This window comes from Nocardioides agri, from assembly GCF_013778305.1.
In the GTDB taxonomy this organism is placed as follows: Bacteria; Actinomycetota; Actinomycetes; order Propionibacteriales; family Nocardioidaceae; genus Nocardioides; species Nocardioides agri.
In genome coordinates this window covers 1,550,918-1,575,622 of sequence record NZ_JACEIC010000002.1, presented here as the reverse complement: position 1 = coordinate 1,575,622, position 24,705 = coordinate 1,550,918, and the positions used below count along the sequence as shown (strand labels likewise).

Here is a 24,705-nt window from a genome sequence, read left to right as displayed (position 1 = left end):
CTGATGATCGCCTTCTTGGGTGTCGTCGTCGGGGGCATGATCATCTGCCTCTACCTGCCGATGTTCTCGATCTTCAACCTCATCAAGTAGCCGGCCGCCGCGCCCGAGCCTCCGTCGACTCGCCACGTCTCTCGTGGCGGCCCTGGCTCGGGCGCGCTCGCCTACCCCGCGCGCGGTCGAGCCACCCGCCGCGCTCAGCGCGCCGCGCGTGATCGTCTTCGCAAGCGTGGTCGTCAGCAGACGGCCTCTGCCTCTGCGTGCCGAGGGTCTCGACCTTGACGTGCTTGAGCAGCCGGACGGCGCACGTTCTTCTCAGTCGAGCCGTAGGGCTCGAGCTGATCGGCCCGGCCTGTCCGTCCCCGGATCCGGGCGTCCAGTCACCCGCGTCCACGAGCGTCGAGCGGCCCGGCCGGTGCCAGACCTGGGGCCACCGGTACGCCGGAGCGCGCTCGTGCGTGCAGCCGACGCTAGAGCCGTTCAGCCGGCGGTCAAGCTGACCGGGGGTCTCAGCGATCGACCTCGCGGTAGTTCTGCACCTGGATGGAGTAGAGCCCGGGGCTCAGGTTGGCCAGGAAGCACTTGTCGAGCGAGGTGTCGAAGTTGCCGACGAGGTTGACGTGGTCGGCGAAGATCGTGCCGATGAAGTCGGCGGTGCCGTTGGCGTGGGTGACCACGCCGTACGGCGCCTGGGACGTCAGCACCAGGCTCGCGGACAGCTGTTGGTTGGAGTTCATCTTCGCGTTGCCGCCGTCGATGATGATCAGCAGCGACCGCTTCGGGCAGGCAGCGTCGGTCGCGCCCAGGTTCTTTGCGCGACCCCAGCCGGTGACGTCGTTGAGGTCCACCGTGCCGCCCGGGTCGCTTCCGAGCAGGTCGAAGAACATCACCGCGTTGGGCGCGGTCGTCGGGTTCGGGCTCGCAAAGCCGGTGGACGAGGTCCAGTAGTTGCCCTGGCTCCGTGCGACGTTGCGGAGGTCGTCGAGCTGGGTCGGCGTGAACGGCTGGTCGGTGATGTTGAACAGCTTCATCAGGGCGGCCGCGTCTCGGATGTAGGAGCCGTTGACGTCGTTGGTCCCGTTGCCGTCGAGGTCCTTCGCCGCGTAGTACGGCGGGTACGCCGTCGCGCCGTCACACGGTGCGCTCGTGGCGCCGCCGTTGGTGTCCTGGTCGTAGGGGTATGCGCTGTCGCACGGACCCGTCCGGTGGATCGCCTTGTGGTCGTTGGCAGGGCAGGTCGAGGTGTTGCCGTTGCTGTCGGTGATGATCCGGGCGGAGTGCACCGCCGCCCGGATGTTGTACGCGGCGTCGATCGACGTCCCCATCTCGATCTTCGACCGGTTGTAGACGCATCCGGTGGAGAAGACGCTCTCGCGCGTGACGCTCGCCGAGCCGCCGCCCTCGATCGTGCGCGCGAAGACGCCCAGGGGGACCCGGTTGGCGCCGGCGATGAGCGTGGCGTCGACCTGGACGGCGCGGGAGCCGGTGCCCGCGATGCCCTGCGAGTGCACGCGGTAGAACGTGGGATTGGTGGCCGGCACCGGCTCGATCCACACTTCGTAGCGCTGTCGGCTGCTGCCCGGAACGTTGATCTTGCGCGGGTTCGCCTTGTTCCCCCACGGGTTGCTGGCGCAGGTCGGCGAGCACGCGAGGGAGGCGGCTCCGGTGCTGCGCAGGTAGGAGAGCGCCTGGGTCACACCGGCATCCGCGGCGTCGAGCGCGGAGGCGGAGTCGAGGGCACGTCGGGACGCGGACACGTTGTTGACGGTGACCGTCAGGACGGTGGTCCCGAGCACCGTGAGGACGGCCATCACCATCATGGTGATCAGCAGTGCGGATCCCTCGTCGCGGGCCGCGGGCCGATTCACGGTGCCGCGTCGGCCCGTCAGGGGGCGGACAGTGCTCATGCTGCGCTCCTCAGTTCTGCTCCCGGTTGCGCAGGTCGGCCTGCATGGTGAAGACCCGCTCCGTGGTGCCGTCGGTGACGGTCAGCGTGATCGACACGAGGTCGATGCGGTCCAGCTCCGGCCCGTCGGGCTTGCCGTTGCCGTTGCCGACCGGCGCTCCGGAAGCATCGAGCTCGTCCCAGGTCGTCACGCCGTCGGCGGTCCCACCCGCGCCGTCGTACTGCCAGAGGCTGCTGCGCAGCTGGAGGTTGAAGTTGCGGACGAGCCCGGCCAGCACCGGCCTGGTCACGGCGGTGCCGTCGGCGTCGTTGGCCGTCAGGGTCAGCCGACGGCTCGCGGGGTACCAGCGGTAGGTCAGCACCTCGGGATCGACGGCGCTCTCGTCGCGCACGCCGTCGCCGTCGAAGTCGGTCCAGAACGTGAGGGCCGTGGTGCTCGCCCCGAGGGTCGAGAGCTCCACCGCGTCGACCGCCGCCGCCTGGCGGAGCTCGCGAGCCATCCGCTCGGTCGCGATCCGCGACTCCTCCGTCACGTTGGCCGCGGCTCGGGTGTCGTCGGTGACGTTCGCCGTCGAGAGCACCAGGCCCAGCAGCAGCGTCGACACGACCGCGAACAGGCCCATCGCCACCAGCACCTCGACGAGCGTGAAGCCCTGGTCCCGCTGCGAGGTCCCCGGATCGATCGGGGTCGAGGTGCTCATCGCGCGTCCGCCGCACTGCACGAGAGGACGCCGACCGACACGGTCACCGACGACAGCGGGTCCGACGCACCGGAGGCGTCCTCGCGGGTCGGCTGGGTGGTCAGCGAGATGATGCCGGGCACATTGACCGTCGCCGCGCCCGTGGCCGCCGTCTTGGTGACCTCGGAGGACGACACGGCCGACCACGAGGAGATGTAGTCGCCGAGGGTGTGGCCACCACCCACCGGTGTCGTCAGCGGCACGGTCGCGAGGAGATCGCTCGCGGTGGTCTCCGTGACCGTGGCGACGGTCGTGTAGCCGGACGGGCCCCAGACCTCGACGGCGGCGGTGTAGCCGACGCTGGCGGTGGCCGCGTGCGCGGCTCCGCTGACCGCGCACCGGACCTTGGCATCGGTCAGCGTGATGCGCACGACGCCGTCGGGGGCGAACGTCGTGGGCAGCACCGACACCGGTGCGGTGCGGGCAACGCCGCACGACTCCACGAGGAGGGGACTCGCCGCGTCGTCGATCGCGGTCGTGCGCAGCCACCCGCTGGAGGCGACGCGCACCGACCCGCCCGACGACGTGCTCGCACATCCACCGCTGACCCCCGGGTTCGTGTCCGAACCCGAGTGCATGGTGACCAGACCCTTGCTCGGCGCGAGCGCCAGAGCCGGGCGGTACTGCGCGCCGGCGCCGGCGGCGAGGGAGAGGCCGTTGTGCACGGTGTCCCGGAGGATCGCCTGGAGCGGGCTCGTCGGGGAGCCGGCGTTCGGCAGGGCGTTCCCGGCGCTCAGAGCGACTGCCGAGCGGCGGGTGTTGCCCCAGCACGCGAGCTCGCACCCGGCGCCGTTGAGCTGCCCCGCGCTCTCGTCGTCCTGCGAGTCGCTGACGTCCGGCGGGGCAGCGGCAGTGATCCCGGCCCCGCCCGCCTGCTCGCCGGTCGCGGCGCCCGTGGTGGTCGAGGCGAGCACGGCGTTCGCGGTGCTCGAGTAGGTCAGCTCGCCGGCGAGCTTGACCAGTCCCGCAGAGAGCGTCACCGGCAGGCCGTCGGTGTTCGCGGTGCCCAGGTCCACCGCGGTGACGTCCAGGGTGCTGCTCATCCGTGCGGCCGGGATCTCGCGGCGGCTGATCTGGGTGGAGGAGACGATGGGCTCCCGCAGTCGCTTGCTGGCCTGGAAGACGGCCACGGTCACGCTCGCCTGGGAGGCGGGCGGGTACGACTTGCCGACCGTCTGGGTGTTGTAGCCCGTGTACGGCGCGATCACCGTCGGCGGGGTCGTGTCGGAGAGGAACCGGGTGTCGACCACGACGACGAATCCCTTGAGCTCGGGGTTGGTGCTCTCCGTGCGCACGTAGCGGTAGAACGCGCCGCTCGGCTCCCACGAGCAGCGGTCGGCGGACGCCGACACGTACCCGGTCCAGGTGGTCTTCGGGGTGGGATGGTTGCCGGTCGTCCCGCACTGCGCGGCCGCCGCCGGCGTGGAGACGTTCCGGAAGTAGCGGTCGAAGACGTCGCGGTAGTCCCCGGCGGACGGCGCGATGTAGAAGGGCAGGTTCCGCATCCGCTCCAGCTCCGCCTGCGCGAAGCCCTTGGACTGGGCGGCGGCACGGGCGATGTCGTTGGAGCGGATGCCGGAGACGAGCAGGGGCAGCACGGCGGCCACGAGCACCATGACGATGCCGAGGGCGACCAGGACCTCGACGAGGGTGAATCCGCGGTCGCGCGGGGCGCGCTGGTCGTCAGCTGGTCGAGACACGGCCGGTCAACCCCTCCACGCTCACGACGTACACGCGGTCCGTGCCCTCTCGGGTGATGCGGAGGGTGCCTGGTGAGGCTGTCCCCCGGGGGGTGAAGGTGACCCCGGCCCCCGAGCCGCTCGCCCCCGTGAAGTCCGCCTCTGCCAGGTGGACCCGCGAGTCGATGTCGAAGGGGCCCTCCAGGAGCACCCGGGCGGAGTCGTCGCAGGGCCGGCGGTAGAGCGCGAACGTGTCGACGGCGGTGTCGAACTGCACGCACATCGAGCTGCCCTCGGTCACGGCGCGCTGCTGCGCCTGGCGCAGCACCGACTGGATCTCCTGGGCGGCGCCCTCCTGCGACTTCGCCTGCGCGTACTGGGTCCAGCCGCCGACCGAGATCGCCATCAGGACGCCCGCGATGCCGATCGTCGTCATGACCTCGACCAGCGTGTAGCCCGCGGCGGCGGCGGCCGGCCTGCGGGTCGGTGGGGGCATCTGGCTGGGCTCCTCGGTCGGGTCGCGCCTGATGGCGTTGACGCACCGGCGCAGCCCGATCTGCCACGCCTCTCGGGGGAGTCTCGGCGTCGCGACTCCTCGGCTTGAGCCAGCCGGGGGTGATGGTCCAGACCAGTCTCAAGCGCTCGGGCGACGGGTCCGACATCCCCGGTGGCAACGCACCACCGTCCCTCTCGGGCGGTGTCCACAGGACCGGGCAACGCCCCGACACAGGAGACAACACCATGCTTCAGCTTCAGCGAATGAAGAAGTCCATGGAGGAGAAGGACCAGGGCTTCACCCTGATCGAGCTCCTCGTCGTCATCGTCATCGTCGGCATCCTCGCCGCGATCGCGATCCCGATCTTCCTCAACCAGCGCCACAAGGCAGTCGACGCGGGTCTCAAGTCCGACCTCAAGAACGCGGCGACCAACGTAGAGACCTGGATCGTCGACAACCCGTCCACCGCGATCGCCGCCGACTCGGCGGCCGACGGAGGCTCCGGTACGACCAGCCTGGTTGACTTCGTCTCCAGCAAGGGCAACACGGTCACGGTCGCCCCTGGCGCGGAGACCGGCTCGTACACGATCACGGCGGAGAACGACAACTCCTCCGAGGGCGCCGGCCAGTGCCTGAGCTACGACAGCACGCTGGGTGGGCTGCAGGACGGCTTCACCGCCTGCTAGCTCCGTCGCGTACGGCGGGGCCTGCGGACGACTCGTCCGCAGGCCCCGTCTCATTTCTGGCCGACGCCCTCAAGTCGCCGCGCGCGACGGCCGACCATCTGGATGGGGACGGCGAAGCGACAACCCGCACCGTGAGAGCAGCTCATGACACGAGCTGGCCCACGTGGCCCGGCTGACGCGGCGTCGGACTGACATGCTCGCCGGGGCAGGAGGCGTGCTCCGCGCAACTCTCGGGTGGGATCGATGTCGAAGTGGGACGATGACGACGGACGGGGGCAGGACGTGACCGAAGCGAACATGGCGCCGGACGCCAGCGCCGCCTACGACCTCGAGTCGATCCTGGTCACGCTGCCGGACCTCACGGGCGTCGCGCCGTGGACCGACGCCTTCGGCGCCACCCCGGAGGCGGTCAGCTCCATCGATCCCTCAGACCCCCTCGGTCTGTCGCAGCCGGCACCGATGACGGAGGTCCAGCCTCTGGTCGACGTCTCGCTCCCGGCGGAGGTGCCGCCGCTGGTGCAGACCCCGGTGTTCGCGGAGGTGCCGCCGCTGGTCGAGGTGCCGCCGATCGCCGAAATGCCGCCGCTCGCCGAAGTGCCGCCACTGGTCGAGGTGCCGCCACTGGTCGAGGTGACCCCGCTGGTCCCCGACCTCCCGCCGGCACCTCCCGCACCGCCGGCACCTCCCGCGCCGCCGGTCGTCGCCGACCCGCCCGCTGCCTCCCCGCCGCGCCCGTTCGTCGCGTCCTCCTGGGACACTCTCGGCGCCCCGGCCGGGGAGTCGGGCACATCCCCGTTCTACGCCGAGCCCCCCAACCCGCTGGAGGGCCGGCAGGCCACCGAGGTCCTGGCGGAGCTCGGATTCCTCGATGACTGAGACACAGCGCCCCTAGCGACCCCACAATGGCGGCGGCGAGCAGCCGACCACCAACGCATCTGAACTCGGAAGAGGATCGCGAGGGGACCGTGAGCGGATCCATCGACGTCAGCGCACAGCCGAGCGCGCCCGACCTCTGGCGCCAGTACCAGGAGACCGGTGGCGACCCCGAGGTCCGCAACCAGCTCGTGCTCCAGTACTCCCCGCTGGTGAAGTACGTCGCCGGGCGGGTGCGCGCCGAGCTGCCCGCGAACGTCGACTCGGCAGACCTGGTCTCCGAGGGCGTGTTCGGGCTGATGGACGCGATCGACAAGTTCGAGCCCGACCGCGGCCTCCAGTTCCAGACCTACGCGGTGCCCCGCATCCGCGGGGCCATCATGGACAGCATCCGGGCTGCGGACTGGGTGCCGCGCTCGGTCCGCAGCCAGCTCCGCACGCTCGACCAGGCCGCGGAGCGGCTGCGGCTGCAGCTCGGCCGCACGCCGACGGACGAGGAGATCGCCGCCGAGGCCGGCATGAGCCTGGCGGAGCTGCGGACCGCGCGCGGGAAGAGCACCTCGGTGTCATCCGCAGCCGACGAGGAGCTCGCCCAGGTCGGCGACCTGGCGCCGCGGCTGGACGAGATGTTCGAGGCCGACGACTCCCGCGACGAGCTGTTGCAGGCCCTGGCCCGTCTCCCCGAGCGCGATCGGATCATCATGGCGCTCTACTTCTTCGAGGGCTTCACCCTCGGCGAGATCGGCCTCATCCTCGACGTCACCGAGTCGCGGATCAGTCAGCTCCGCACCCGCGCGATGGCGGCACTTCGCGGCCACCTCGCTGACGTGATGCGCGAGGACGCCTGACGCCGACGGCTCAAGCGGGCGGCGACATCCGCTCGGCCACCGTGCGCGGCTTGCGGCGCGCCACCGCGACGCCGACGAGGGCGAGCGCGCCGCCGACGTAGGCCATCGCAGGCGGAGCCTCGTCGAGCAGGACCACGCCCATCACGATCGTGATCGGCGGCACCAGGTAGGTGGTGACGCCGAGGCTGGTCGCGCTCATGTGCCGGAGCGCGTAGGCGTAGGTGGTGAAGGCGAGGGCGGTCGGGAAGACGCCGAGGTAGACCAGCCAGAGCGAGGACGAGACGGGCGCGTCCTGGGCCTGGTCGACCAGCTGGCCGACGAACGGAAGGCAGACGACGGCACCGATCGTGCACGCCAGCCAGGTCACGTGGATCGCCGGCAGCCGTGCGACGAGCGGCTTCTGGAGGATCACGCTGATCGAGTAGACCAGCGCCGAGACCAGGCACAGCAGCACGCCGACCACGTCGTGGTTGCTTCCGCCACTCGTCGAGAGGCTGATCAGGCCCACACCGGAGAAGGCGAGGGCGAGCCCGAGGCCGAGGTAGACCGTGAACCTCTCGTTGAGGAAGACCGCCGCCAGCAGTGCGATCAGCACCGGTGAGATCTGGATCAGCATCGCGGCCGTGCCGGCGTCCACGCGGCGCTCGCCGGCGTTGAGCGCCACGTTGTAGACCCCGAACCACAGCACGCCGATCGTGACGATCGAGAGCCACTGGCGCGGGGTCGGGTGCGGGACGCCGGCCGTGACGAGCGCGGCGACGCCGAGCACCAGCGCGCCGACCAGCAGCCGGCCGAGGGAGAGCGCGCCGGGGGAGAAGTCGTGCCCGAGATGACGGATCGCGACGAACGCCGAGGCCCAGAACACCAGCGTGACCCCGACCGCGGCAACCGGCGCCCACGCCGGGGTCGTCGTGGCCGGCTCGTCGACCGGGGTGGTGGTGCTCGTACTCGTCACCCGTCGATCGTAGGTGCCGCCACCGACGCCCAGCATGCGGAAAACGGACAGCGTCACGCGATATGCCGCCACAGCCCTCAACTCCCGCCTCGGCGGGGCCGATACCACCTCCGTGAACACGTCGCACCCAACGGACCGGGGTAGCGAAGGGGCAGGGGGACCGATGACGGAGAAGCGCGCAGCACGAGCTCGACGGAGACGACCGTTCGCAGTCTCCGGTTGGCCATTGCGTCGCAAGATGGCGCTCTCGCTGGCGATCCCGCTGCTGCTCGCCGCCACGCTCGGCGGTCTCCGGGTGCAGGCGGACCTGGCGGAGGCGAACAACGCCGCGACGAGCGCCCAGCAGGTCACCGTCCTGCCTCCCGCCGTCAACTACCTCACCGCCGCCGAGCAGGCGATGGTGGCGGCGCAGGACACCTCGCCCGCCAGCCAGGAGCACCTGGAGTCGGCGGTGGCCCAGCTCACGAGGACGGCCAACCAGCTCTCCCAGACAGCCGCGGACGCCGAGCTGACGACCGAGCAGCAGTACGAGATCGACTCGCTTCTCGACCTCAGCCAGGCGATGCGCGGTGAGAGCGACGCGCTCTCCGCTGCCACCTGGCTCGCCCAGCTCCGCCAGCTGCAGTCCGGGGTCTCCCAGCTGGTCACCAGCATCGCGAACGCCCAGATGGAGCCGCTGCCGCAGCTCGAGGTGCTCGCCGACTCCCTCGGCGGTCGCTTCTCGCTCGCCATGCAGCAGGCGCTCGCCAAGACCGACAGGTCCGGTGAGACCGGCTCCCAGGACCTCTTCGCCGAGATCGGCGTCGAGGGCGCGGCCGTCGACAGCCTCGCCGACGCGCTCGGCGCCGAGCACGCCGACACCATCGCGGCGCTGCGCACCGCCAACGCCGACCGCGCCCGGTCCGTGCGGACTGGCACCGACAACCTCGGCGGGGAGAACGCGTACGACGACTACGACACGCTGGTCGGCGGCACGCTCGACGACATCGACTCCCAGCTCGCCGACGCGGCCGACACGGCCCGGTACAGCGCGCTGGTGAACGCCGGCGCCATGGCCGCGGCGCTGCTCCTCGCCGTCCTGCTCGCGGTGCTCGTCTCGAGGGCGCTGCTGCGGCCGATCCGCACGGTCCGCGAGGGTGCCCTCACGATCGCCCACGAGCGACTTCCCGAGGAGGTCCAGCGGATCCGGGCCGGCGCCGAGGTCAGCGAGGTCCAGCCCATCGCCGTGACCACCGCGGAGGAGATCGGCCAGCTGGCCCGCGCCGTCGACGACCTGCACCGCCAGGCGGTGCTGCTCGCGGCCGGCGAGGCCGCCGTGCGTGCTCAGGTCGCCGAGATGTTCGTGATCCTCTCGCGGCGCACCAACTCCCTCATCAACCAGCAGCTCGCGCAGATCGAGGTCCTGGAGCAGGACGAGGAGGACCCGCGCCGGCTGGACAGCCTCTTCCGCCTCGACCACCTCGCCGCTCGGATGCGGCGTACGTCGGACAGCCTTCTCATCCTGGCCGATGCACCGACGCGTGGCCTGGTCCAAGAGCCGCTCTCGGTCTCCGACACGATGCAGGCCGCAACCTCCGGCGTGCAGGACTACCAGCGGGTCCGGATCCTCAGTGCCAGCCCCATCCAGGTGAGCGCCATCGCTGCCGCGGACGTCGTCCACATGATCACCGAGCTTCTCGACAACGCGCTGACGTTCTCCTCCCCGACCACCGCCGTGTCGCTCTCGTCCTCGATCACGCCGAGCGGGCTGACGATCGAGGTGATCGACTCCGGCCTCGGTGTCCCGCCGGAGGCGCTCGGCGACCTCAACCGGCTGCTCCGCTCCGGCGGCGACATCACGCCTGACACAGCTCGCCGCATGGGCCTGTTCGTGGTCAGCCGACTGGCGCAGCGGCACGGCATCCTCGTGACGCTGCACCGCAACGAGCACGAGGGCATGACCGCCAGCCTCACCCTCCCCCCGGACATCCTGGTGCGGGACAGCGGGCCGGAGGCGCCCCTGGCCGCTGTGCCCTCCATCGCGCCGCTCGCGGCCGTCCCGCCCGTCGAGCCCTTCGCTCCCTCCGCCTCGCCGGAGCCCGTGGCGCCGCTGGCCCCGGTGGTGCCGCTCTCCCGTGTGTCGTTGCCGGCGCCCGAGCCTGCCGCGCCGGCGGACCCCGTGGCGGCGCCCGCTCCCGCAGGTGCCTCCGTGCCGCCGGCCCTTCCCCGGCGGCAGCCAGGAACCTCCGACGTGCCGGGTGCGCCGATGGCGCCGATCGTGCCGGTCCAGCCGGTCCAGCCGGTCCAGCCGGTGCAGCCGACTCCGGCGCAGGAGTGGGCACCGCTGCCTCCGAGCCTCCCTCAGCGGCAGCCCGGGACCTCCGACGTGCCGGGCGCGCCGATGGAGCCGATCGTGCCGGTCCAGCCGGCGGTCCAGCCGATCGTGCCGGTCCAGCCGGTCCAGCCGGTCCAGCCGGCTCCACCGGTGCAGGAGTGGGCACCGCCCCCGCCGGCGCCGTCCGGCCCTTCCGCGTGGACCCAGCCGTCGGAACGGGTCGTTCCGCGCACCGCGGGCGACTACCTCGACGGTCCGGGTGCGGACCCGCCGGGGCCGGACGACAGCGTGACTCCGATCTTCAGCTCGGTGCGTTCGGGCTGGCTCGGCGCCCCCCCGCAACCCGGGTCATGGGCACCGAGCGAGGTGGAGGCCGGGTGGGAGCGGGCGGACAGGGTGAATCGCCTGTCGACCGCGACCCACGTGACCGCCGCCGGGCTCCCGGTACGCCAGCCGGGTGCCCAGCTGGTCCCTGGAGGGATCGCCAAACCGCCCTCCACCACCGTCCGTGACCCGGAGGCCATCCGGGCGCGGCTGGCCGCGCACGCGGCCGGTGTGTCGCGCGGCCGGAGCGCGGCATCCACCACAGCAGGGACAGCAGAGGACACGACCACGAAAGCAGGCCACTGATGACCGAGTTCCCCGTTCGCATCGCTGCCGAGGCGGCCGACGAGCGCAGCCTCGACTGGCTGGTCAGCCGGTTCGTCGAGGAGGTGGCGGACGCCGCGCATGCGGTCCTGGTCTCCTCCGACGGCCTGCTGATGGCGGCCAGCGCGAGCATCCCGGCCGATCGGGCCGAGCAGCTGGGCGCGGTGTCCTCCGGCCTGGCCAGCCTGGCCGTCGGAGCCGCTCGCCTCTTCGCGGGTGGGGCCGTGCTCCAGACCGTGGTCGAGATGGAGCAGGGCTATCTCATGCTCATGAGCGTCGGCGACGGCTCGAACCTCGCGGTGCTCACGGCCGGGACGGCCGACCTCGGTCAGGTCGGCTACGAGATGGCGCTGCTTGTCGAGCGGGTTGGGCGCGCCGTACAGGCGACCCCGCGTGTCGCTCCGGCATTCTGACGGTCGGTGACGTGGTGACCCCTGACTCGAACGGTGCGGAGCCCGAGCGCCCCACGGCGCGTCGGGTCCGGCCGTACACGATCACATCCGGTCGCACGTCGACGTCGGTCAACCTGCCCGTCGAGGCGCGCCTGCGGAGGCCCCGGGCGTTCGAGACCGGCCTGACCGGGGTGTCTCGGCAGGTGCTCGACACCTGCGACAGGCGCTCCGTCGCGGAGGTCTCCGCCCTCACCTCGATGCCGATCGGGGTGGTCCGCGTCCTGCTCGGGGATCTGGTCGAGCAGGGGCTCGTCGAGGTACAGGACACCATCACCGACGGTTCGTCGACGGACGAGCGGATCCAGCTCATCGAAAGGACTCTCCGTGGACTACGCGCGTACTAGTGCTGCTCGCCGGGCAGCGTCGACGAAGATCGTCGTCGCCGGCGGGTTCGGGGTCGGCAAGACCACCCTGGTGGGATCGGTGTCGGAGATCGTGCCGCTCCGCACCGAGGCTCTCGTGACCAACGAGTCGGAGGGCGTCGACGACCTGTCGGCCGTGCCGGGCAAGGCGTCGACGACGGTGGCCATGGACTTCGGCCGGCTGACTCTCGACAAGGACCTCGTGCTCTACCTCTTCGGGACGCCGGGGCAGCGGCGGTTCTGGTTCATGTGGGACGACCTGTGCGTCGGCGCCATCGGCGCGATCGTGCTGGTGGACACCGCTCGGCTCGACGACTCGTTCTCCCCCCTGGACTACTTCGAGTCCAAGGGCCTGCCCTTCATCGTCGCCGTCAACGCTTTCGACGGTTCCGAGCAGTACCCGCTCGAGGACGTCGCCCGGGCGCTCGCCCTGCCGCCCCACGTGCCGATCATGCGGATCGATGCGCGCAATCGGGACTCCGCGAAGCAGGCGCTGATCCGGGTGACGGAGTACGCACTGCAGCAGCTCACCCAGAACGTCGCCGTGGAGGTGCACTGACATGACCACTCGAGCCATGACCGGCCGGCTGGCGCTGTCCGCGGCGGGGATGCTCCTCCTCGGATCGGCGCTCGCAGGTTGCAGCGGCGACGCCGAAGCCGGGCCGGCCCCTCTGGACCCCCAGCTCGTCAAGGAAGGCCGGCTGACGGTCTGCACGAGCCTTCCCTACGAGCCGTTCGAGTTCAAGGAGAAGGGGGAGTTCGCCGGCTTCGACGTCGACCTGGCGACCGAGGTCGCGAAGCGGCTGAAGGTGCGACCGGTCTTCGTCGACACCGACTTCGACGGCATCGCGTCCGGCGCTCCCCTCAACGCGGGGACCTGCGACATGGCCGCGGCCGGACTGACGATCACCGGCGAGCGGGCCCGCGTGCTGGACTTCTCCAGCCCGTACTTCAACGCGGCGCAGACGATGGTGGTCCCCGCCGGATCCAGCGTGGCATCGCTCGACGACCTCGGCGACGGGAAGATCGGCGTCCAGACCGGCACCACCGGCGAGCTCTACGTCCGCGACTACGCCCCCGCGTCGGCCGAGGTCGTCGCGATCGACGACCTGTCGGAGATCGCATCCGCCATGGCCCGGGGCGACGTGGACGCCGCGTTCTACGACAACACGGTCGTGGGTGACGTGCTCAACGAGAACCCCGACTTCGAGGTGGCCGCCGACTTCAACACCGGTGAGCAGTACGGCCTGGCGGTGCGCAAGGACGGCAACACGGACCTGCTGCGCACGATCAACGACGTGCTCGCCGACCTCGTGGCGAAGGGCCGGTACGACGAGATCTACCAGACCTGGTTCGGCAGCGCGCCGGCCAAGGCGAAGGCTGAGTGACAGGCTGGATCTCTGACCTGGGGGGTCAGAGATCCAGCTTGTAGCCGAGCCCGCGCACGGTGACGAGGTACTTCGGCTCGCCCGGGTCCGGCTCGATCTTGGCTCGTAGCCGCTTCACGTGGACGTCGAGGGTCTTGGTGTCCCCGACGTAGTCGGAGCCCCAGACCCGGTCGATCAGCTGACCGCGGGTCAGGACCCGACCGGGGTTGCGCAGGAACATCTCGAGGAGCTCGAACTCCTTGAGCGGCAGGCGCTGCGCGGAGCCGTCGACGGTCACCACGTGCCGCTCGACGTCCATGCGCACCGGGCCGGCCTCGAGCGTCGTCGTGGCGGGCTCCGCCTCCTGGCCGCGACGCAGCACGGCGCGGATCCGGGCGACCAGCTCCCGCGGGGAGTACGGCTTGGTGACGTAGTCGTCGGCGCCCAGCTCGAGCCCCACGACCTTGTCGACCTCGTCGTCCTTGGCGCTGACCATGATCACCGGCACGCTCGAGGTCTGCCGGATCTGGCGGCACACCTCGGTGCCCGGCAGGCCGGGCAGCATCAGGTCGAGCAGCACGATGTCGGCGCCGTTGCGGTCGAACTCGGTGAGTGCTGCGTGCCCGTCGGCGGCGATCGCCACCTCGAAGCCCTCCTTGCGGAGCATGTAGGCGAGGGCGTCGCTGTAGCTCTCTTCGTCCTCGACGACGAGTACCCGGGTCACCGGCGTGCCTCCTGGCTCTCCCGCGTGGGGAGGTAACGGGGAAGGGTCAAGGTGAAGGTAGACCCCTGGCCCTCGACGGACCACACGTCGACCTCGCCACCGTGGGTGGCGGCGACGTGCTTGACGATGGACAGGCCGAGACCCGTGCCACCGGTCGAACGGTGCCGGGCCGGGTCGACCCGGTAGAACCGCTCGAAGATGCGGTCGATCTCCTCGGTCGGGATGCCGATGCCCTGGTCGACGACGGAGATCGAGATCGTGTGCTCGTCGGCCTTCGTGGAGACCAGCACGGTCGAGCCTCCCTCGGAGTAGGAGACGGCGTTGGCGACGAGGTTCGCCACCGCGGCGGTCACCTGCTCGTTGTTGCCGAGGATGGTCAGGTCGTGGACGCCGCCGACGACCACCTCGATCTGCTTCGCGGCCGCGTCGATCGCGCTGGTGTCGACCGCGGTCCGGATGACGTCGTCGATCGAGACCGGCAGCGGGGCCTCGAGCGGGTCGTCGCCCTGCAGCCGCGACAGCTCGATGATCTGCTGCACGAGCCGCGCCAAACGTTCGCTCTCGGTCAGCATCCGGGCCGAGAACCGCTTGACCGCCTCCGGATCGCCGGCGGCGTCGTGGACGGCCTCCGACAGCAGCCTGATCGCGCCCACCGGCGTCTTGAGCTCGTGGCTGACATTGGCGACGAAGTCGCGACGCACGGCCTCGACGCGGCGCTCACGGGTGCGGTCCTCCACGAGCGCCAGCACCAGGCGGGCGCCCAGGGGCGCGACCCGCGCGGTGACGTGGCGCGAGGGCCCACCGGGCCGCGCGATCACCAGCTCGGTCTCGCGGATCTGCCCGTCGCGGCGTACCTGCTGCACCAACGTCGCGAGCTCCGACGACGCGAGCGTTGGACCTCGGACGAGGCCCATCGCGTACGCCGGCGCGGAGGCCTTGAGCACCGTGTCGCTGTCGTCGACGACGACCGCGCTGCTGCGCAGCACGGACAGCACGGTGGCCACGCCGGCCGGCACCTGCGGCTCCTCGGAAGGGGCGGACGCGGCGTGCTGCTGGCGGTCGCTCACGTGCCAGGCGAGCACGGCTCCGCCGGCGACGACGGCGCCGATGATCGCGGCCAGAAAAGCCTGCGTCGTCGCGTCCACACCGCGATCGTACGAGCCGATTCACCGGGGATCTGCCTTCGGGCGGCCGCGCTTGCCATAAGTTCACTCCGCGTTCACGGTCCGTCCGCCGCCGGTCATCTGGGCTACCTAGGCTCACCGCCATGCGAGAGGCCTTCCACGAACAGCTCGATGCCATCTTCGACGACCTGACCGCCATCTGCGGCAGTGTCGAGACCGCGGTGCGGTTGGCGACCGAGGCGCTGCTGACCGGTGACCCGACGACCGCCGAGGCGGTGATCAGCGCCGACGTCGAGATCGACCGGGCGCGCGAGCGGGTGGAGGACTCCGCGTTCCTGCTGCTGTCGCTGCAGCAGCCGGTCGCCAGCGACCTGCGCACCGTCGTCGCGGCGCTGCGGATGGTCAGCGACCTGGAGCGGATGGGCGACCTGTCCGTGCACGTCGCCAAGATCGCCCGCCTGCGGGTGCCCAACGTCGCCGTACCGGCCGAGATCCGCCCGACCGTCGAGCGCATGGCCCAGGTCGCCGAGGACATGGTGATGCGGGTCGGCAAGATCATCGCCGACCGCAACGTCGAGGACGCCCTCGCGCTCGTGCACGTCGACGAGGAGATGGACACCCTGCGCCGCGACAGCTTCGCGTCGCTGCTCTCCAACGACTGGAGCCACGGCGTCGAGGCTGCCGTCGACGTCGCGCTCCTCGGTCGCTACTACGAGCGGATCGCCGACCACGCCGTCTCGGTCGCCAACCGGGTGGTCTTCGTCGTCACCGGCGAGCACCCCCGCTCGGTCGACGCCCCCGCCTGACCCTCGACGATAGCCAGCGACGGTCTGGTCGCTCCCGGACGTCGGGAACGACCAGAACGTCTGTGGCTATCGCTCAGCGGCCCTGGTTGGCGACGGCCGCGGCGGCCTCGGCCGCGGCCTCGGGGTCGAGGTAGCGGCCCCCGGGAACGGTGGGCTGGAGGTCGTCGTCGAGCTCGTAGACGAGCGGCATGCCGGTCGGGATGTTGAGCCCGGCGATGTCGGCGTCGCTGATGCCGTCGAGGTGCTTGACCAGCGCGCGCAGGCTGTTGCCGTGGGCGGCGACGAGGACGGTCTGGCCGGCCCTCAGGTCGGGGACGATCGCGGACTCCCAGTAGGGCAGGAAGCGGGCGATGACGTCCTTCAGGCACTCGGTGCGGGGCAGCTCGTCGCCGAGGTCGGCGTAGCGCGGGTCGCCCGCCTGGGACCACGGGTCGTCGTCGTCGATCGGCGGCGGGGGTACGTCGAAGGACCGGCGCCAGAGCATGAACTGCTCCTCGCCGTAGGCCTCGAGCGTTTCCTTCTTGTTCTTGCCCTGGAGCGCGCCGTAGTGGCGCTCGTTGAGCCGCCAGGACCGCTTGACCGGGATCCAGTGCCGGTCGGCGACGTCGAGGGCGGCGGTCGCGGTGTTGATCGCGCGTCGCAGCAGCGAGGTGTGCACGACGTCGGGCAGGACGCCGGCGTCGCGGATCAGCTCGCCGGCGCGGATGCCCTCGGCACGGCCCTTGTCGTTGAGCGGGACGTCGACCCACCCGGTGAAGAGGTTCTTGGCGTTCCACTCGCTCTCGCCGTGGCGGAGCAGGACCAGCGTGTAGGTCATCGGATCCCTCCCGGGAGCGGTGGTGTCAGTGCTCGGCGGACTCGACCTCGCCGACCGGGGCCTGCGGCTCGCACTCGTCGGCCGGGGTCGGGGTGTCGGCGGACTCGTCGAGCCCGGCGTACTCGTAGCAGTCGGGGACGGTCGGCACGTCCTGCTCGACCGTGCTGCCGTCGCCGAAGGTGAACTGCAGCGTCAGGAAGGCACCGGAGTCGAAGTCGCCGGACACCGTGATCGGCGTCTCGGCGTCGGCGAGGTTGACCAGGCCGTTGGCCGGCACGGTGATCGTGCTGAAGCCCTCGACGGTCAGCTCGGCGTCGTCGCCGGCGCCAGCGACGTCGGTGATCGTGGCGTCGGCCTCGTTGTCGTTGTTGACGAACGTCGCGACCAGGGTCCCGGAGCCGTCCTCGGCGCTCACGACGACGGCGCCCAGGACGTCGACGGTCTGGCTGCGGTCGTTGGTGCCGACGCCGGGGGTGTAGACCCGGTCGGTCGCGTAGTCGAAGCCGCAGGACGTCAGTGCGGGCGCGGCGAGGACGAGCGCGCCTGCGGCGAGCAGGCGAGCGGGGCGACGAAGCGGCATTTCACGGCCTTCACTGTGCTAGGACGGGTGCCCGCACAGCCTAGCGGCAGCGCGCCGGCCCGATGCGGCCGGTCACCCGCTCGGCCGCCGCGCTAGCGGCTGAGGCCCACGGCGTCGCCCACGATCAGCATCGCGACCAGCGCGAGGAGGGTCCAGGCGAGCGACAGCACGAGCACGCGGGTCGCGCCGACCTTGAGGGCGACCCGGAGGGGCAGGTGCCGGAAGCCGTCCTCGTGGTCGGCGACCAGGCCGGGCAGCGCGCACAGGAAGTGCACGCCGACGCCGACCGCGGCGGCGAGCGCGACCAGGGCCGGCTCGGGCGGGTTGCCGGTCGTCTGGCCGCCCCAGCCGCCGTACGAGAGGAAGGCCGGGTAGAGCGCGTACGACGCCGCCCACGGCACCCACGAGAGCCAGGACCGGCGCAGCGCGACGTTGCCGATCAGCCCGATCGTCACGGAGACCAGGTAGAGCGAGCCGGCGACCACGCCGTTGGAGATCGCCACCGGCACCAGGAGCAGCAGCGCGCAGGCGAGCGCGAACCAGGCCGTCCCGACCTCGAGGTAGCCGTCGGCGATCGGCTTGCCGCTCGGCAGTCGGCGCCCGTCGCGCCGGCGGTCGACGATGTCGTTGTGCCAGCCGAGGACGGTCTGCCCGACCAGCACCGTCGCGAGGACCAGGCCGACCTCGCGACCCGGGCGGCCGGCGATCGCGGCCGCGGCGGCGAGCCCGGCTGCGGTCAGCAGTCCCTGCCGCGGGTGCGCCGCGCGCGCGAGGAGCACCGGGGTGGTGTGGGCGAGCGCGCGGCGCCGCTCCCCGCGCCGTCCGGCGCTCGGCGGCGGGTCGGTTGCGGTGGCCGTGGACGACATGCCCGCAGTATCGACCACAGGCGCCCGAGGTATGCCTGATCCGGCTCCGACGAGCGCGGCCCGGGCCCCCGCCACCACATCGACCAGCGATCTGTCAAGACCGCATAGTGCCCCTGACCTGCGCAAACGATGCGGGGGCTGCTTCGGAGGCGTGTTAGACTCGACACCTAGGAAGGGGTACCTGACATATGACTTTCACCGTCGGCGAAACGGTTGTTTACCCGAACCACGGAGCCGCAGTCATCGAAGACATCGAGATGCGGACCATCAAGGGAGAAGACAGGCAGTACCTCGTTCTCCGGATCGTCGCACAGCAGGACCTCGTGGTCCGCGTGCCGGCGTGCAACCTCGACCTCGTGGGCGTCCGGGACGTCGTCGACAAGGAGGGTCTCGACCGTGTGTTCGACATCCTCCGCGCGGCGCACGTCGAGGAGCCGACCAACTGGTCGCGTCGCTACAAGGCGAACCTCGAGAAGCTGCACAGCGGCGATGTGATGAAGGTGGCCGAGGTCGTCCGCGACCTGTGGCGCCGGGAGCGCGACCGCGGCCTCTCGGCCGGGGAGAAGCGGATGCTCGCGAAGGCCCGCCAGATCCTGGTGTCCGAGCTCGCGCTCGCCGAGCACACCAACGAGGACAAGGCCGAGGCACTCCTCGACGAGGTGCTCGCGTCCTGAAGTCTCGACGACGTGGCCCCCGGCTCTGCCGGGGGCCACGTTGCATTTAGGGTCGGTGCCGTGGACGACGACGAGCCGACGCCCGCGCTGGGCACGGTCGTGGACGAGGGTCGCGGCCGGCTGCCGTACGCGCTCATCCACGGCGAGGCGCTGGTGGCGGCCGCCGCCTGGGCGCTCGGTGAGGCGGGGGTGACGCCGGTCGACACTGGTACGCCGTGGCGCGCGGTGGCCGAGGCCGGAGAGCCGTTCGTGCTGCACGACCCGCTGTGCCCGATGACCCCGCCCGACTTCATCGCCACCTGCGTCGAGCGCGCCGTCGAGCACGCCTGCGTCGTGGTCGGGGTGCGGCCGGTGACCGACACGGTCAAGGTGGTCGAGGGCGGCGTCGTCGGCGAGACGGTCGACCGCGAGGGACTGGTCGCGGTCGCCTCGCCGATCGTGCTGCCGCCCGCGGTGCTCGAGCAGCTGCAGGAGCCCCCTGCGACGGACTTCGTGGAGCTCGTGACCGAGCTGCGCCGCCGCTTCCCGGTCGAGCTCGTCGAGGCACCCCCGTCCGCGCGCCGGGTCGGCTCTGAGGACGACGTGCGGCTGCTGGCGGAGCTCACCCGAGCCTGAGCGCGAGCTCGAGGTCCTCGGGGAAGGTGATCTTCAGGTTCGTCGCGCTGCTCGGCACGGCCGCCACGGGCAGGTCGCTGTAGCGCGACCAGCAGGCGGCGGTATCGGTGCCGTCGAAGCCGTCGGCGGCCGCCGCGGCGTACGCCGCGAGCAGGTCGGGTGCGCGGAAGGCCTGTGGGGTCTGCACCCCGTCGAGCTCCGCGGGCAGCGCCCGGCCGTCGAGGGCGAGCAGCCCGGGGAGCCGCACGCCGGGGATGGCGCCGCCGGTCTCCCGCGCGGCCGCGATCGTCGACTCGAACAGGGCGGTGCCCGCCAGCGGCCGGGCGCCGTCGTGGATCGCCACGACGTCGACCGCGCCGGCGTCGATCTCGGGGGCGAGCGCCTGGAGGGCGGACCACTCGGAGGCGTGCCGGGTCGCGCCGCCCTCGACGATGCCGACCTCGGCGTCGCCGAGGACCGGCGCCAGGGCCTCGCCGACCGCGTCGGCCTCGCCGGCCCGGACGACGACGAGCACCCGTCGTACGTCGGCCGCGGCGAGCGCGTCGCGCACCGACCACGCCAGCACCGGGCGGTCGCCGAGCGGGAGCAGGACCTTGTTGGAGCCGGCGCCGACGCGGGCGCCGGCCCCGGCGGCGAGGATCACGACGGCGGCGGGCACCGGGTGAGTTTTACACGGCCGTCACACGGCGAAGCAGCGGCGTGACACGACGCGCCTACGTTGCTCGTCATGTGGCAACCGGTCTGCCGTGTCACCGAGCTGGACGTCGCCCGCGGGGCGACGGCGCTGGTGCACGGGCAGGCGCTGGCGATCTTCCGGACCGAGGACGACGAGGTCTACGCGCTGGGCAACCACGACCCGTTCGCCCACGCCTCCGTGCTCGCCAAGGGCATCGTCGGGGTCCGCGACGGCGTGCCGTTCGTCGCCTCGGTGCTGCACAAGCACGCCTTCGACCTGCGCACCGGCCGCTGCCTGGACGACCCGCACGTCACCGTGCCGGCCTACGACGTGCGCGTGGACGACGGCATGGTGATGGTCGGGCCGCGCCGAGTCGTCGTCGGCTAGGTCGTCGGCTAGGTGTACTGATCGGGCACGTTGGTCGAGATCGTGTGACGACACGATCTGAATGAGCTTGGAAGGCGAAGACCTCCGGGCGTGGAGTGGAGCTGTCTAAGAACCGCTTCCACAACCCTGGAGGTCTTCGTGTCCCACGCTACCCATGTCAACGCGGCTCTGACGCCTCGCGCCCGCCTGCGGCTCGCGCGCCTGATCGTCGAGGACGGCTGGCCGATCGCTCGCGCCGCGGAACGCTACGACGTGTCCTGGCCGACCGCGAAGCGGTGGGCCGAGCGGTACCGACGACTCGGCGAGGCCGGCATGAACGACGCATCCTCGCGGCCTCACCACTCACCGCGCGCGACTCCACAACCGGTGGTCCGCAAGATCGTGCACCTGCGCTGGAAGCAGCGTCTCGGGCCGGTCCAGATCGCCGACCAGGTGAGCCTCGCCCCGTCCACGGTGCACAAGGTGCTGGTGCGGTGCCGGATCAACCGGCTCACCCACGTCGACCGAGCCACCGGGGAACCGATCCGACGCTACGAGCACGACCACCCCGGCTCGCTGCTGCACCAAGACGTCAAGAAGCTCGGCAACATCCCCGACGGCGGCGGATGGCGCTACGTGGGCAAGCATCAAGGCGCCCACAACCGCCAAGCCACCCGCGACCGGACCGGGATCAAGGCACGCAAGTACCACCCCAAGGTCGGGACCTGTTTCGTGCACACCGTCATCGACGACTACACCCGCCTGGCCTACGCCGAGTGTCACGACGACGAGACCGCAGCCACCGCAGCCGCCGTCCTGACCCGCGCGGTGGTCTGGTTCGCCGTGCGCGGCGTGAGCGTCGAACGGGTGCTGACCGACAACGGCGGCTGCTACCGGTCGTTCCTGTGGCGCGATACCTGCACCGATCTCGGCATCACACCCAAGCGCACCCGGCCCTACCGACCCCAGACCAACGGCAAGATCGAGCGCTTCCACCGCACCCTGGCCCACGGCTGGGCCTTCAAGAAGCTCTACCGCTCCGAGAACGCCCGCCGAGCCGCGCTGGCAGGATGGCTCCACGAGTACAACCACCACAGGCCCCACACCGCGATCGGCGGGTCAGCACCCATCACCAGGTTGACCAACCTCACCGATCAGTACAGCTAGGTCGTCGGCTCGGGAGCGCTCCAGACGACGGCGGTCGCGATCGCCGCGACGCCCTCGCCGCGGCCGGTGAGGCCGAGGCCGTCGGTCGTGGTGGCGGAGATGCTCACCGGCGCCCCGACGGCGGCGGAGAGCGCGGCCTCCGCCTCCGCGCGGCGCGGGCCGAGGCGCGGTCGGTTGCCGACCACCTGGATCGCGACGTTGCCCACGACGAACCCGGCCGCGCGCACCCGGGCCGCGGACTCGGCGAGCAGGGTCGCGCCGGCGGCGCCGGCCCACTGCGGCTCGGAGGTGCCGAAGTGGGAGCCGAGGTCGCCGAGACCGGCCGCCGAGAGCAGCGCGTCGCACGCGGCGTGTGCGGCCACGTCGGCGTCGGAGTGCCCCTCCAGGCCCTGCGGCTCGCCGGGCCAGGCGAGACCCCCGAGGTGGAGCGGCGCGCCGTCGACGAGGCGGTGGACGTCGGTGCCGATGCCGACACGGGGGAGGGGCTGCACAGCCCGATCATGCCGGACTGCGCCACAATCGGGCGCGTGAGGAGCTCCCGGGCCGGTTGGTCGGTCGCCGGCCTGATCGCCGGGTACGCCGGCCTGGCCGCCAGCTACTGCATGGCGATGGTGCTGACGACCCGCGACGCCCCGGTCACGGCCATCGCCGAGCGGATCATCCGGCTCACGCCCGGGCCGGTGGTCGAGCGCGCGATCAAGGTCCTCGGCCACTGGGACAAGCCGTTCCTGCTGCTGGTGATCCTGCTCGGGGCCGGGGCCGCGTTCGCCTGGGCGGGGCTGCTGGCGCGGCGGTCGTGGTGGGCGCCGGTGATCGTGTACGGCGTGCTCGCGCTGGTCGGCGCGGCCGCGGTGCGGTGGCAGCCGCGGGGTGCGACGATCGACCTGCTGCCGGTGGCGGTCGGGTTCGCGACCTGGCTGGTCTGCCTCTCGCTGCTGACCGAGCCGCTGCGCCGGCTGGCGGCGGCCCCCGAGCCGGCCCCGGGGTCGGCCCCGCCGGCGGGGACCGAGCACACCCGGCGCACCTTCCTGCTGCGCGCCGGCCTGATCCTGGGCGCCAGCGTCGCCGCCGGCGGCGTGGGCCGGGTCGTCGGCCGCGGCCGGCGGCACGTCGAGGAGGCGCGCAGGCTGCTGCGGCTCCCCGGCGTCACGGAGCCGACGCTGCCCCCCGGCGTACGCCTCGACGTCGAGGGGATCACGCCCTGGGCCACCCGGGCGGAGGACTTCTACCGGATCGACACGGCGTTCGTGGTGCCGGCCATCGAGCCCGTCGACTGGCGCGTCCGCATCCATGGGCTGGTCGAGCGCGAGGTCGTGCTGACCTACCAGCAGCTCATCAATCGGCGGATGACCCAGGCCTGGATCACGCTCAACTGCGTCTCCAACGAGGTCGGTGGCGACCTGATCGGCAACGCCTGGTGGAGCGGGGTCCGGCTCGCCGACCTGCTCGAGGAGGCGGGGGTGCAGCCGGGCGCGGACGCTGTGCTGCAGACGTCGGAGGACGGCTGGACCTGCGGCACCCCGCTCAGCGTGCTCACCGACAGCCGCGACGCGATGCTCGCCGTCGCGATGAACGGCCGGCCGCTGCCGATCGAGCACGGCTTCCCCGTGCGCACGATCGTGCCGGGGCTCTACGGCTACGTGTCCGCCTGCAAGTGGGTGGTGGACATCGAGGTCACCCGCTTCGCCGACATCGAGGCCTACTGGACGCAGCGCGGCTGGGCCGAGAAGGGGCCGGTCAAGATCGCGTCCCGCATCGACGTGCCGCGCGGCGGTGGCGAGATCGCCACGGGTGGCGCCCGGGTCGCGGGCGTGGCCTGGGCGCAGCACACGGGGATCCAGGCGGTCGAGGTGTCGGTGGACGACGGGCCCTGGCAGCGCGCCGCCCTCGGGACCGTGCCCAGCTCGGACACGTGGGTGCAGTGGGCCGCGACGCTCGACCTCGCGCCGGGCGACCACGTGCTCGCCGTCCGGGCCATCGACGCCCACGGCGAGACCCAGACCGGCGAGGAGCACGGCACGGTGCCGGACGGCGCGACCGGGTGGCACCGGATCAAGGTCACCGCGGTGGAGCCCGACGAGGACGAGGAGGGGTGATGGACGACTTCCGCGACAGCGAGGGCGCCGCGTTGGTGGTGGGCGGCAGCGGCGGCATCGGTCTGGCGATCAGCCGGATGCTGGCCACCCGCGGGTCCGACGTCGCCGTCACCTACCGCACCCGGCCGGACGCCGGCAACGCGGTCGTCGAGGCGGCCCGGGAGTGGGGCCGCCACGCATCCGCCCACGCCCTCGACCTCGCGGCCCCCGACGCCGCCGAGGCCGCCGCCCGCGTGGTGGCCGACGTCGTCGCGGCGCACGGCGGCATCCACACGCTCGTGCACGCGGCCGGGCCGCACGTGCCGATGACCCACCTCTCCGCCGTCGAGCCCGAGGAGATGGCCGCCCAGCTCGCGGCCGACGCCGCGGGCTTCTTCGCCGTCGTGCGGCCGGCCCTGCGCCACCTGCGCGCGAGCCAGGGCTCGATCGTCGCGGTCACGACCGCTGCGACGACGCGCTTCCCGGTGCGCGACGGGCTCTCGTCGGCGCCCAAGGCCGCCGTCGAGGCGATGGTCAGGGCGCTCGCCGCCGAGGAGGGCCGGTACGGCGTCCGCGTCAACGCCGTCGGTCCCGGCATGCTCACCGACGGCATGGCCGCCCGGCTGATCGACTCCGGCGAGCTCTCGGACGAGGCGCTCGCCGTCACCCGGCGCAACATCCCGCTGCGCCGCTTCGGCACCGCCCACGACGTCGCCGAGGCGGTCTGCTTCCTCGCGTCCGACCGGGCCGGGTTCGTGTCCGGGCAGAAGCTGGACGTCGACGGCGGCTACGGCGCCTGAGCCGGCTGTGCTTGAGTTGTGGCCGCCTGCGGTTTCATCAAGGGATGACGTCGAAACCGCGCTTTCCCTGGCGAGTTCGTCGAGGGAAGCGC

Annotated in this window: 27 protein-coding genes; 15 read left to right on the top strand and 12 right to left on the bottom strand. The window is 71.9% G+C overall.

Annotated elements, in window-relative coordinates; genetic code table 11:
* Window positions 1-506 precede the first annotated feature (506 nt).
* The 4 genes from HZF07_RS12240 to HZF07_RS12225 are packed head-to-tail and all read right to left on the bottom strand — an operon-like array spanning window position 507 to window position 4,818.
* A complete protein-coding gene (locus HZF07_RS12240) occupies window positions 507-1,904 on the bottom strand; it encodes a hypothetical protein (RefSeq protein ID WP_157341953.1) in 1,398 nt (465 codons plus the stop codon).
* A gap of 10 nt (window positions 1,905-1,914) precedes the next feature.
* Window positions 1,915-2,604, bottom strand: a complete 690-nt coding sequence (locus HZF07_RS12235) for a PulJ/GspJ family protein (RefSeq protein ID WP_181645116.1) — start codon at window positions 2,602-2,604, stop codon at window positions 1,915-1,917.
* The gene (locus tag HZF07_RS12230) at window positions 2,601-4,343 is read right to left on the bottom strand and encodes a type IV pilus modification PilV family protein (RefSeq protein WP_157341949.1); all 1,743 of its coding nucleotides are present in this window, start codon (window positions 4,341-4,343) and stop codon (window positions 2,601-2,603) included. The genes HZF07_RS12235 and HZF07_RS12230 overlap by 4 nt, the downstream gene beginning before the upstream one ends.
* On the bottom strand, window positions 4,327-4,818 hold the full coding sequence (locus HZF07_RS12225) for a GspH/FimT family pseudopilin (protein ID WP_157345155.1): 492 nt from the start codon (window positions 4,816-4,818) through the stop codon (window positions 4,327-4,329). Before HZF07_RS12225 ends, HZF07_RS12230 begins: the two co-directional genes overlap by 17 nt.
* A gap of 263 nt (window positions 4,819-5,081) precedes the next feature.
* Between HZF07_RS12225 and HZF07_RS12220 the strand changes: the two genes are divergently transcribed.
* The 3 genes from HZF07_RS12220 (at window position 5,082) to HZF07_RS12210 (ending at window position 7,225) form a co-directional block, all read left to right on the top strand.
* Window positions 5,082-5,504 (top strand): type IV pilin protein, encoded by a 423-nt coding sequence (locus HZF07_RS12220; protein ID WP_232523039.1) that lies wholly within the window; start codon window positions 5,082-5,084, stop codon window positions 5,502-5,504.
* 282 nt (window positions 5,505-5,786) lie between these two features.
* Window positions 5,787-6,380, top strand: coding sequence for a hypothetical protein (locus HZF07_RS12215; RefSeq protein WP_157341945.1), 594 nt, complete (start codon window positions 5,787-5,789; stop codon window positions 6,378-6,380).
* Window positions 6,381-6,469: 89 nt separating this feature from the next.
* On the top strand, window positions 6,470-7,225 hold the full coding sequence (locus HZF07_RS12210; RefSeq protein WP_309504711.1) for a FliA/WhiG family RNA polymerase sigma factor: 756 nt from the start codon (window positions 6,470-6,472) through the stop codon (window positions 7,223-7,225).
* A 10-nt stretch (window positions 7,226-7,235) separates the two neighbouring features.
* Here HZF07_RS12210 and HZF07_RS12205 read toward each other — a convergent pair whose 3' ends face one another.
* Window positions 7,236-8,180 (bottom strand): DMT family transporter, encoded by a 945-nt coding sequence (locus HZF07_RS12205; protein ID WP_309504710.1) that lies wholly within the window; start codon window positions 8,178-8,180, stop codon window positions 7,236-7,238.
* 238 nt (window positions 8,181-8,418) lie between these two features.
* Between HZF07_RS12205 and HZF07_RS24445 the strand changes: the two genes are divergently transcribed.
* The 5 genes from HZF07_RS24445 to HZF07_RS12180 are packed head-to-tail and all read left to right on the top strand — an operon-like array spanning window position 8,419 to window position 13,344.
* Window positions 8,419-11,124, top strand: a complete 2,706-nt coding sequence (locus tag HZF07_RS24445) for an ATP-binding protein (RefSeq protein WP_157341941.1) — start codon at window positions 8,419-8,421, stop codon at window positions 11,122-11,124.
* On the top strand, window positions 11,124-11,555 hold the full coding sequence (locus tag HZF07_RS12195; protein ID WP_157341939.1) for a roadblock/LC7 domain-containing protein: 432 nt from the start codon (window positions 11,124-11,126) through the stop codon (window positions 11,553-11,555). The genes HZF07_RS24445 and HZF07_RS12195 overlap by 1 nt, the downstream gene beginning before the upstream one ends.
* Before the next feature lie 11 nt (window positions 11,556-11,566).
* Window positions 11,567-11,938, top strand: coding sequence for a DUF742 domain-containing protein (locus tag HZF07_RS12190; RefSeq protein WP_198346390.1), 372 nt, complete (start codon window positions 11,567-11,569; stop codon window positions 11,936-11,938).
* Window positions 11,919-12,515: a GTP-binding protein gene (locus HZF07_RS12185; protein WP_181645115.1), complete on the top strand. Its 597-nt coding sequence runs from the start codon at window positions 11,919-11,921 to the stop codon at window positions 12,513-12,515. Before HZF07_RS12190 ends, HZF07_RS12185 begins: the two co-directional genes overlap by 20 nt.
* 1 nt (window position 12,516) lies before the next feature.
* Window positions 12,517-13,344, top strand: a complete 828-nt coding sequence (locus tag HZF07_RS12180; protein WP_157341937.1) for a transporter substrate-binding domain-containing protein — start codon at window positions 12,517-12,519, stop codon at window positions 13,342-13,344.
* A 25-nt stretch (window positions 13,345-13,369) separates the two neighbouring features.
* On the opposite strand, the gene HZF07_RS12175 is transcribed toward HZF07_RS12180, so the two are convergent.
* Both HZF07_RS12175 and HZF07_RS12170 read right to left on the bottom strand, forming a co-directional pair.
* Complete coding sequence (locus tag HZF07_RS12175) at window positions 13,370-14,047, bottom strand: response regulator transcription factor (protein WP_181645114.1); 678 nt, start codon at window positions 14,045-14,047, stop codon at window positions 13,370-13,372.
* Window positions 14,044-15,192 carry a sensor histidine kinase gene (locus HZF07_RS12170; protein ID WP_181645113.1) on the bottom strand — a complete coding sequence of 383 codons (1,149 nt, stop codon included), beginning with the start codon at window positions 15,190-15,192 and terminating at the stop codon, window positions 14,044-14,046. Before HZF07_RS12170 ends, HZF07_RS12175 begins: the two co-directional genes overlap by 4 nt.
* A 122-nt stretch (window positions 15,193-15,314) precedes the next feature.
* On the opposite strand from HZF07_RS12170, the gene phoU reads away from it, so the two are divergent.
* On the top strand, window positions 15,315-15,977 hold the full coding sequence (gene phoU, locus HZF07_RS12165) for a phosphate signaling complex protein PhoU (RefSeq protein WP_157341935.1): 663 nt from the start codon (window positions 15,315-15,317) through the stop codon (window positions 15,975-15,977).
* 73 nt (window positions 15,978-16,050) lie between these two features.
* Here phoU and HZF07_RS12160 read toward each other — a convergent pair whose 3' ends face one another.
* From HZF07_RS12160 to HZF07_RS12150, 3 genes are all read right to left on the bottom strand, one after another.
* Window positions 16,051-16,794: a phosphoglyceromutase gene (locus tag HZF07_RS12160; RefSeq protein WP_157341933.1), complete on the bottom strand. Its 744-nt coding sequence runs from the start codon at window positions 16,792-16,794 to the stop codon at window positions 16,051-16,053.
* Window positions 16,795-16,819: 25 nt separating this feature from the next.
* Entirely contained in the window at window positions 16,820-17,374 is a 555-nt protein-coding gene (locus HZF07_RS12155; RefSeq protein WP_157341931.1) for a hypothetical protein, read from the bottom strand.
* A gap of 92 nt (window positions 17,375-17,466) precedes the next feature.
* Entirely contained in the window at window positions 17,467-18,240 is a 774-nt protein-coding gene (locus HZF07_RS12150; RefSeq protein ID WP_157341929.1) for a UbiA family prenyltransferase, read from the bottom strand.
* Between the two features lie 188 nt (window positions 18,241-18,428).
* Between HZF07_RS12150 and HZF07_RS12145 the strand changes: the two genes are divergently transcribed.
* A complete protein-coding gene (locus tag HZF07_RS12145) occupies window positions 18,429-18,914 on the top strand; it encodes a CarD family transcriptional regulator (RefSeq protein WP_157341927.1) in 486 nt (161 codons plus the stop codon).
* 60 nt (window positions 18,915-18,974) lie between these two features.
* Window positions 18,975-19,529, top strand: coding sequence for a 2-C-methyl-D-erythritol 4-phosphate cytidylyltransferase (locus HZF07_RS12140; protein WP_181645112.1), 555 nt, complete (start codon window positions 18,975-18,977; stop codon window positions 19,527-19,529).
* Here HZF07_RS12140 and HZF07_RS12135 read toward each other — a convergent pair.
* Window positions 19,516-20,187, bottom strand: coding sequence for an IspD/TarI family cytidylyltransferase (locus HZF07_RS12135; RefSeq protein ID WP_181645111.1), 672 nt, complete (start codon window positions 20,185-20,187; stop codon window positions 19,516-19,518). The genes HZF07_RS12140 and HZF07_RS12135 overlap by 14 nt on opposite strands.
* A 69-nt stretch (window positions 20,188-20,256) precedes the next feature.
* On the opposite strand from HZF07_RS12135, the gene nirD reads away from it, so the two are divergent.
* Together nirD and HZF07_RS12125 are read left to right on the top strand one after the other, a co-directional pair.
* Complete coding sequence (gene nirD / locus HZF07_RS12130) at window positions 20,257-20,592, top strand: nitrite reductase small subunit NirD (RefSeq protein WP_157341925.1); 336 nt, start codon at window positions 20,257-20,259, stop codon at window positions 20,590-20,592.
* 138 nt (window positions 20,593-20,730) lie between these two features.
* Window positions 20,731-21,738 (top strand): IS481 family transposase, encoded by a 1,008-nt coding sequence (locus HZF07_RS12125; protein WP_181645110.1) that lies wholly within the window; start codon window positions 20,731-20,733, stop codon window positions 21,736-21,738.
* Here the strand turns inward: HZF07_RS12125 and ispF are convergent.
* A complete protein-coding gene (ispF, locus tag HZF07_RS12120; protein ID WP_181645109.1) occupies window positions 21,735-22,229 on the bottom strand; it encodes a 2-C-methyl-D-erythritol 2,4-cyclodiphosphate synthase in 495 nt (164 codons plus the stop codon). The genes HZF07_RS12125 and ispF overlap by 4 nt on opposite strands.
* 36 nt (window positions 22,230-22,265) lie before the next feature.
* Between ispF and HZF07_RS12115 the strand changes: the two genes are divergently transcribed.
* Both HZF07_RS12115 and HZF07_RS12110 read left to right on the top strand, forming a co-directional pair.
* Complete coding sequence (locus tag HZF07_RS12115; protein ID WP_181645108.1) at window positions 22,266-23,834, top strand: molybdopterin-dependent oxidoreductase; 1,569 nt, start codon at window positions 22,266-22,268, stop codon at window positions 23,832-23,834.
* A complete protein-coding gene (locus HZF07_RS12110) occupies window positions 23,834-24,613 on the top strand; it encodes an SDR family NAD(P)-dependent oxidoreductase (RefSeq protein ID WP_157341921.1) in 780 nt (259 codons plus the stop codon). The genes HZF07_RS12115 and HZF07_RS12110 overlap by 1 nt, the downstream gene beginning before the upstream one ends.
* Window positions 24,614-24,705 lie beyond the last annotated feature (92 nt).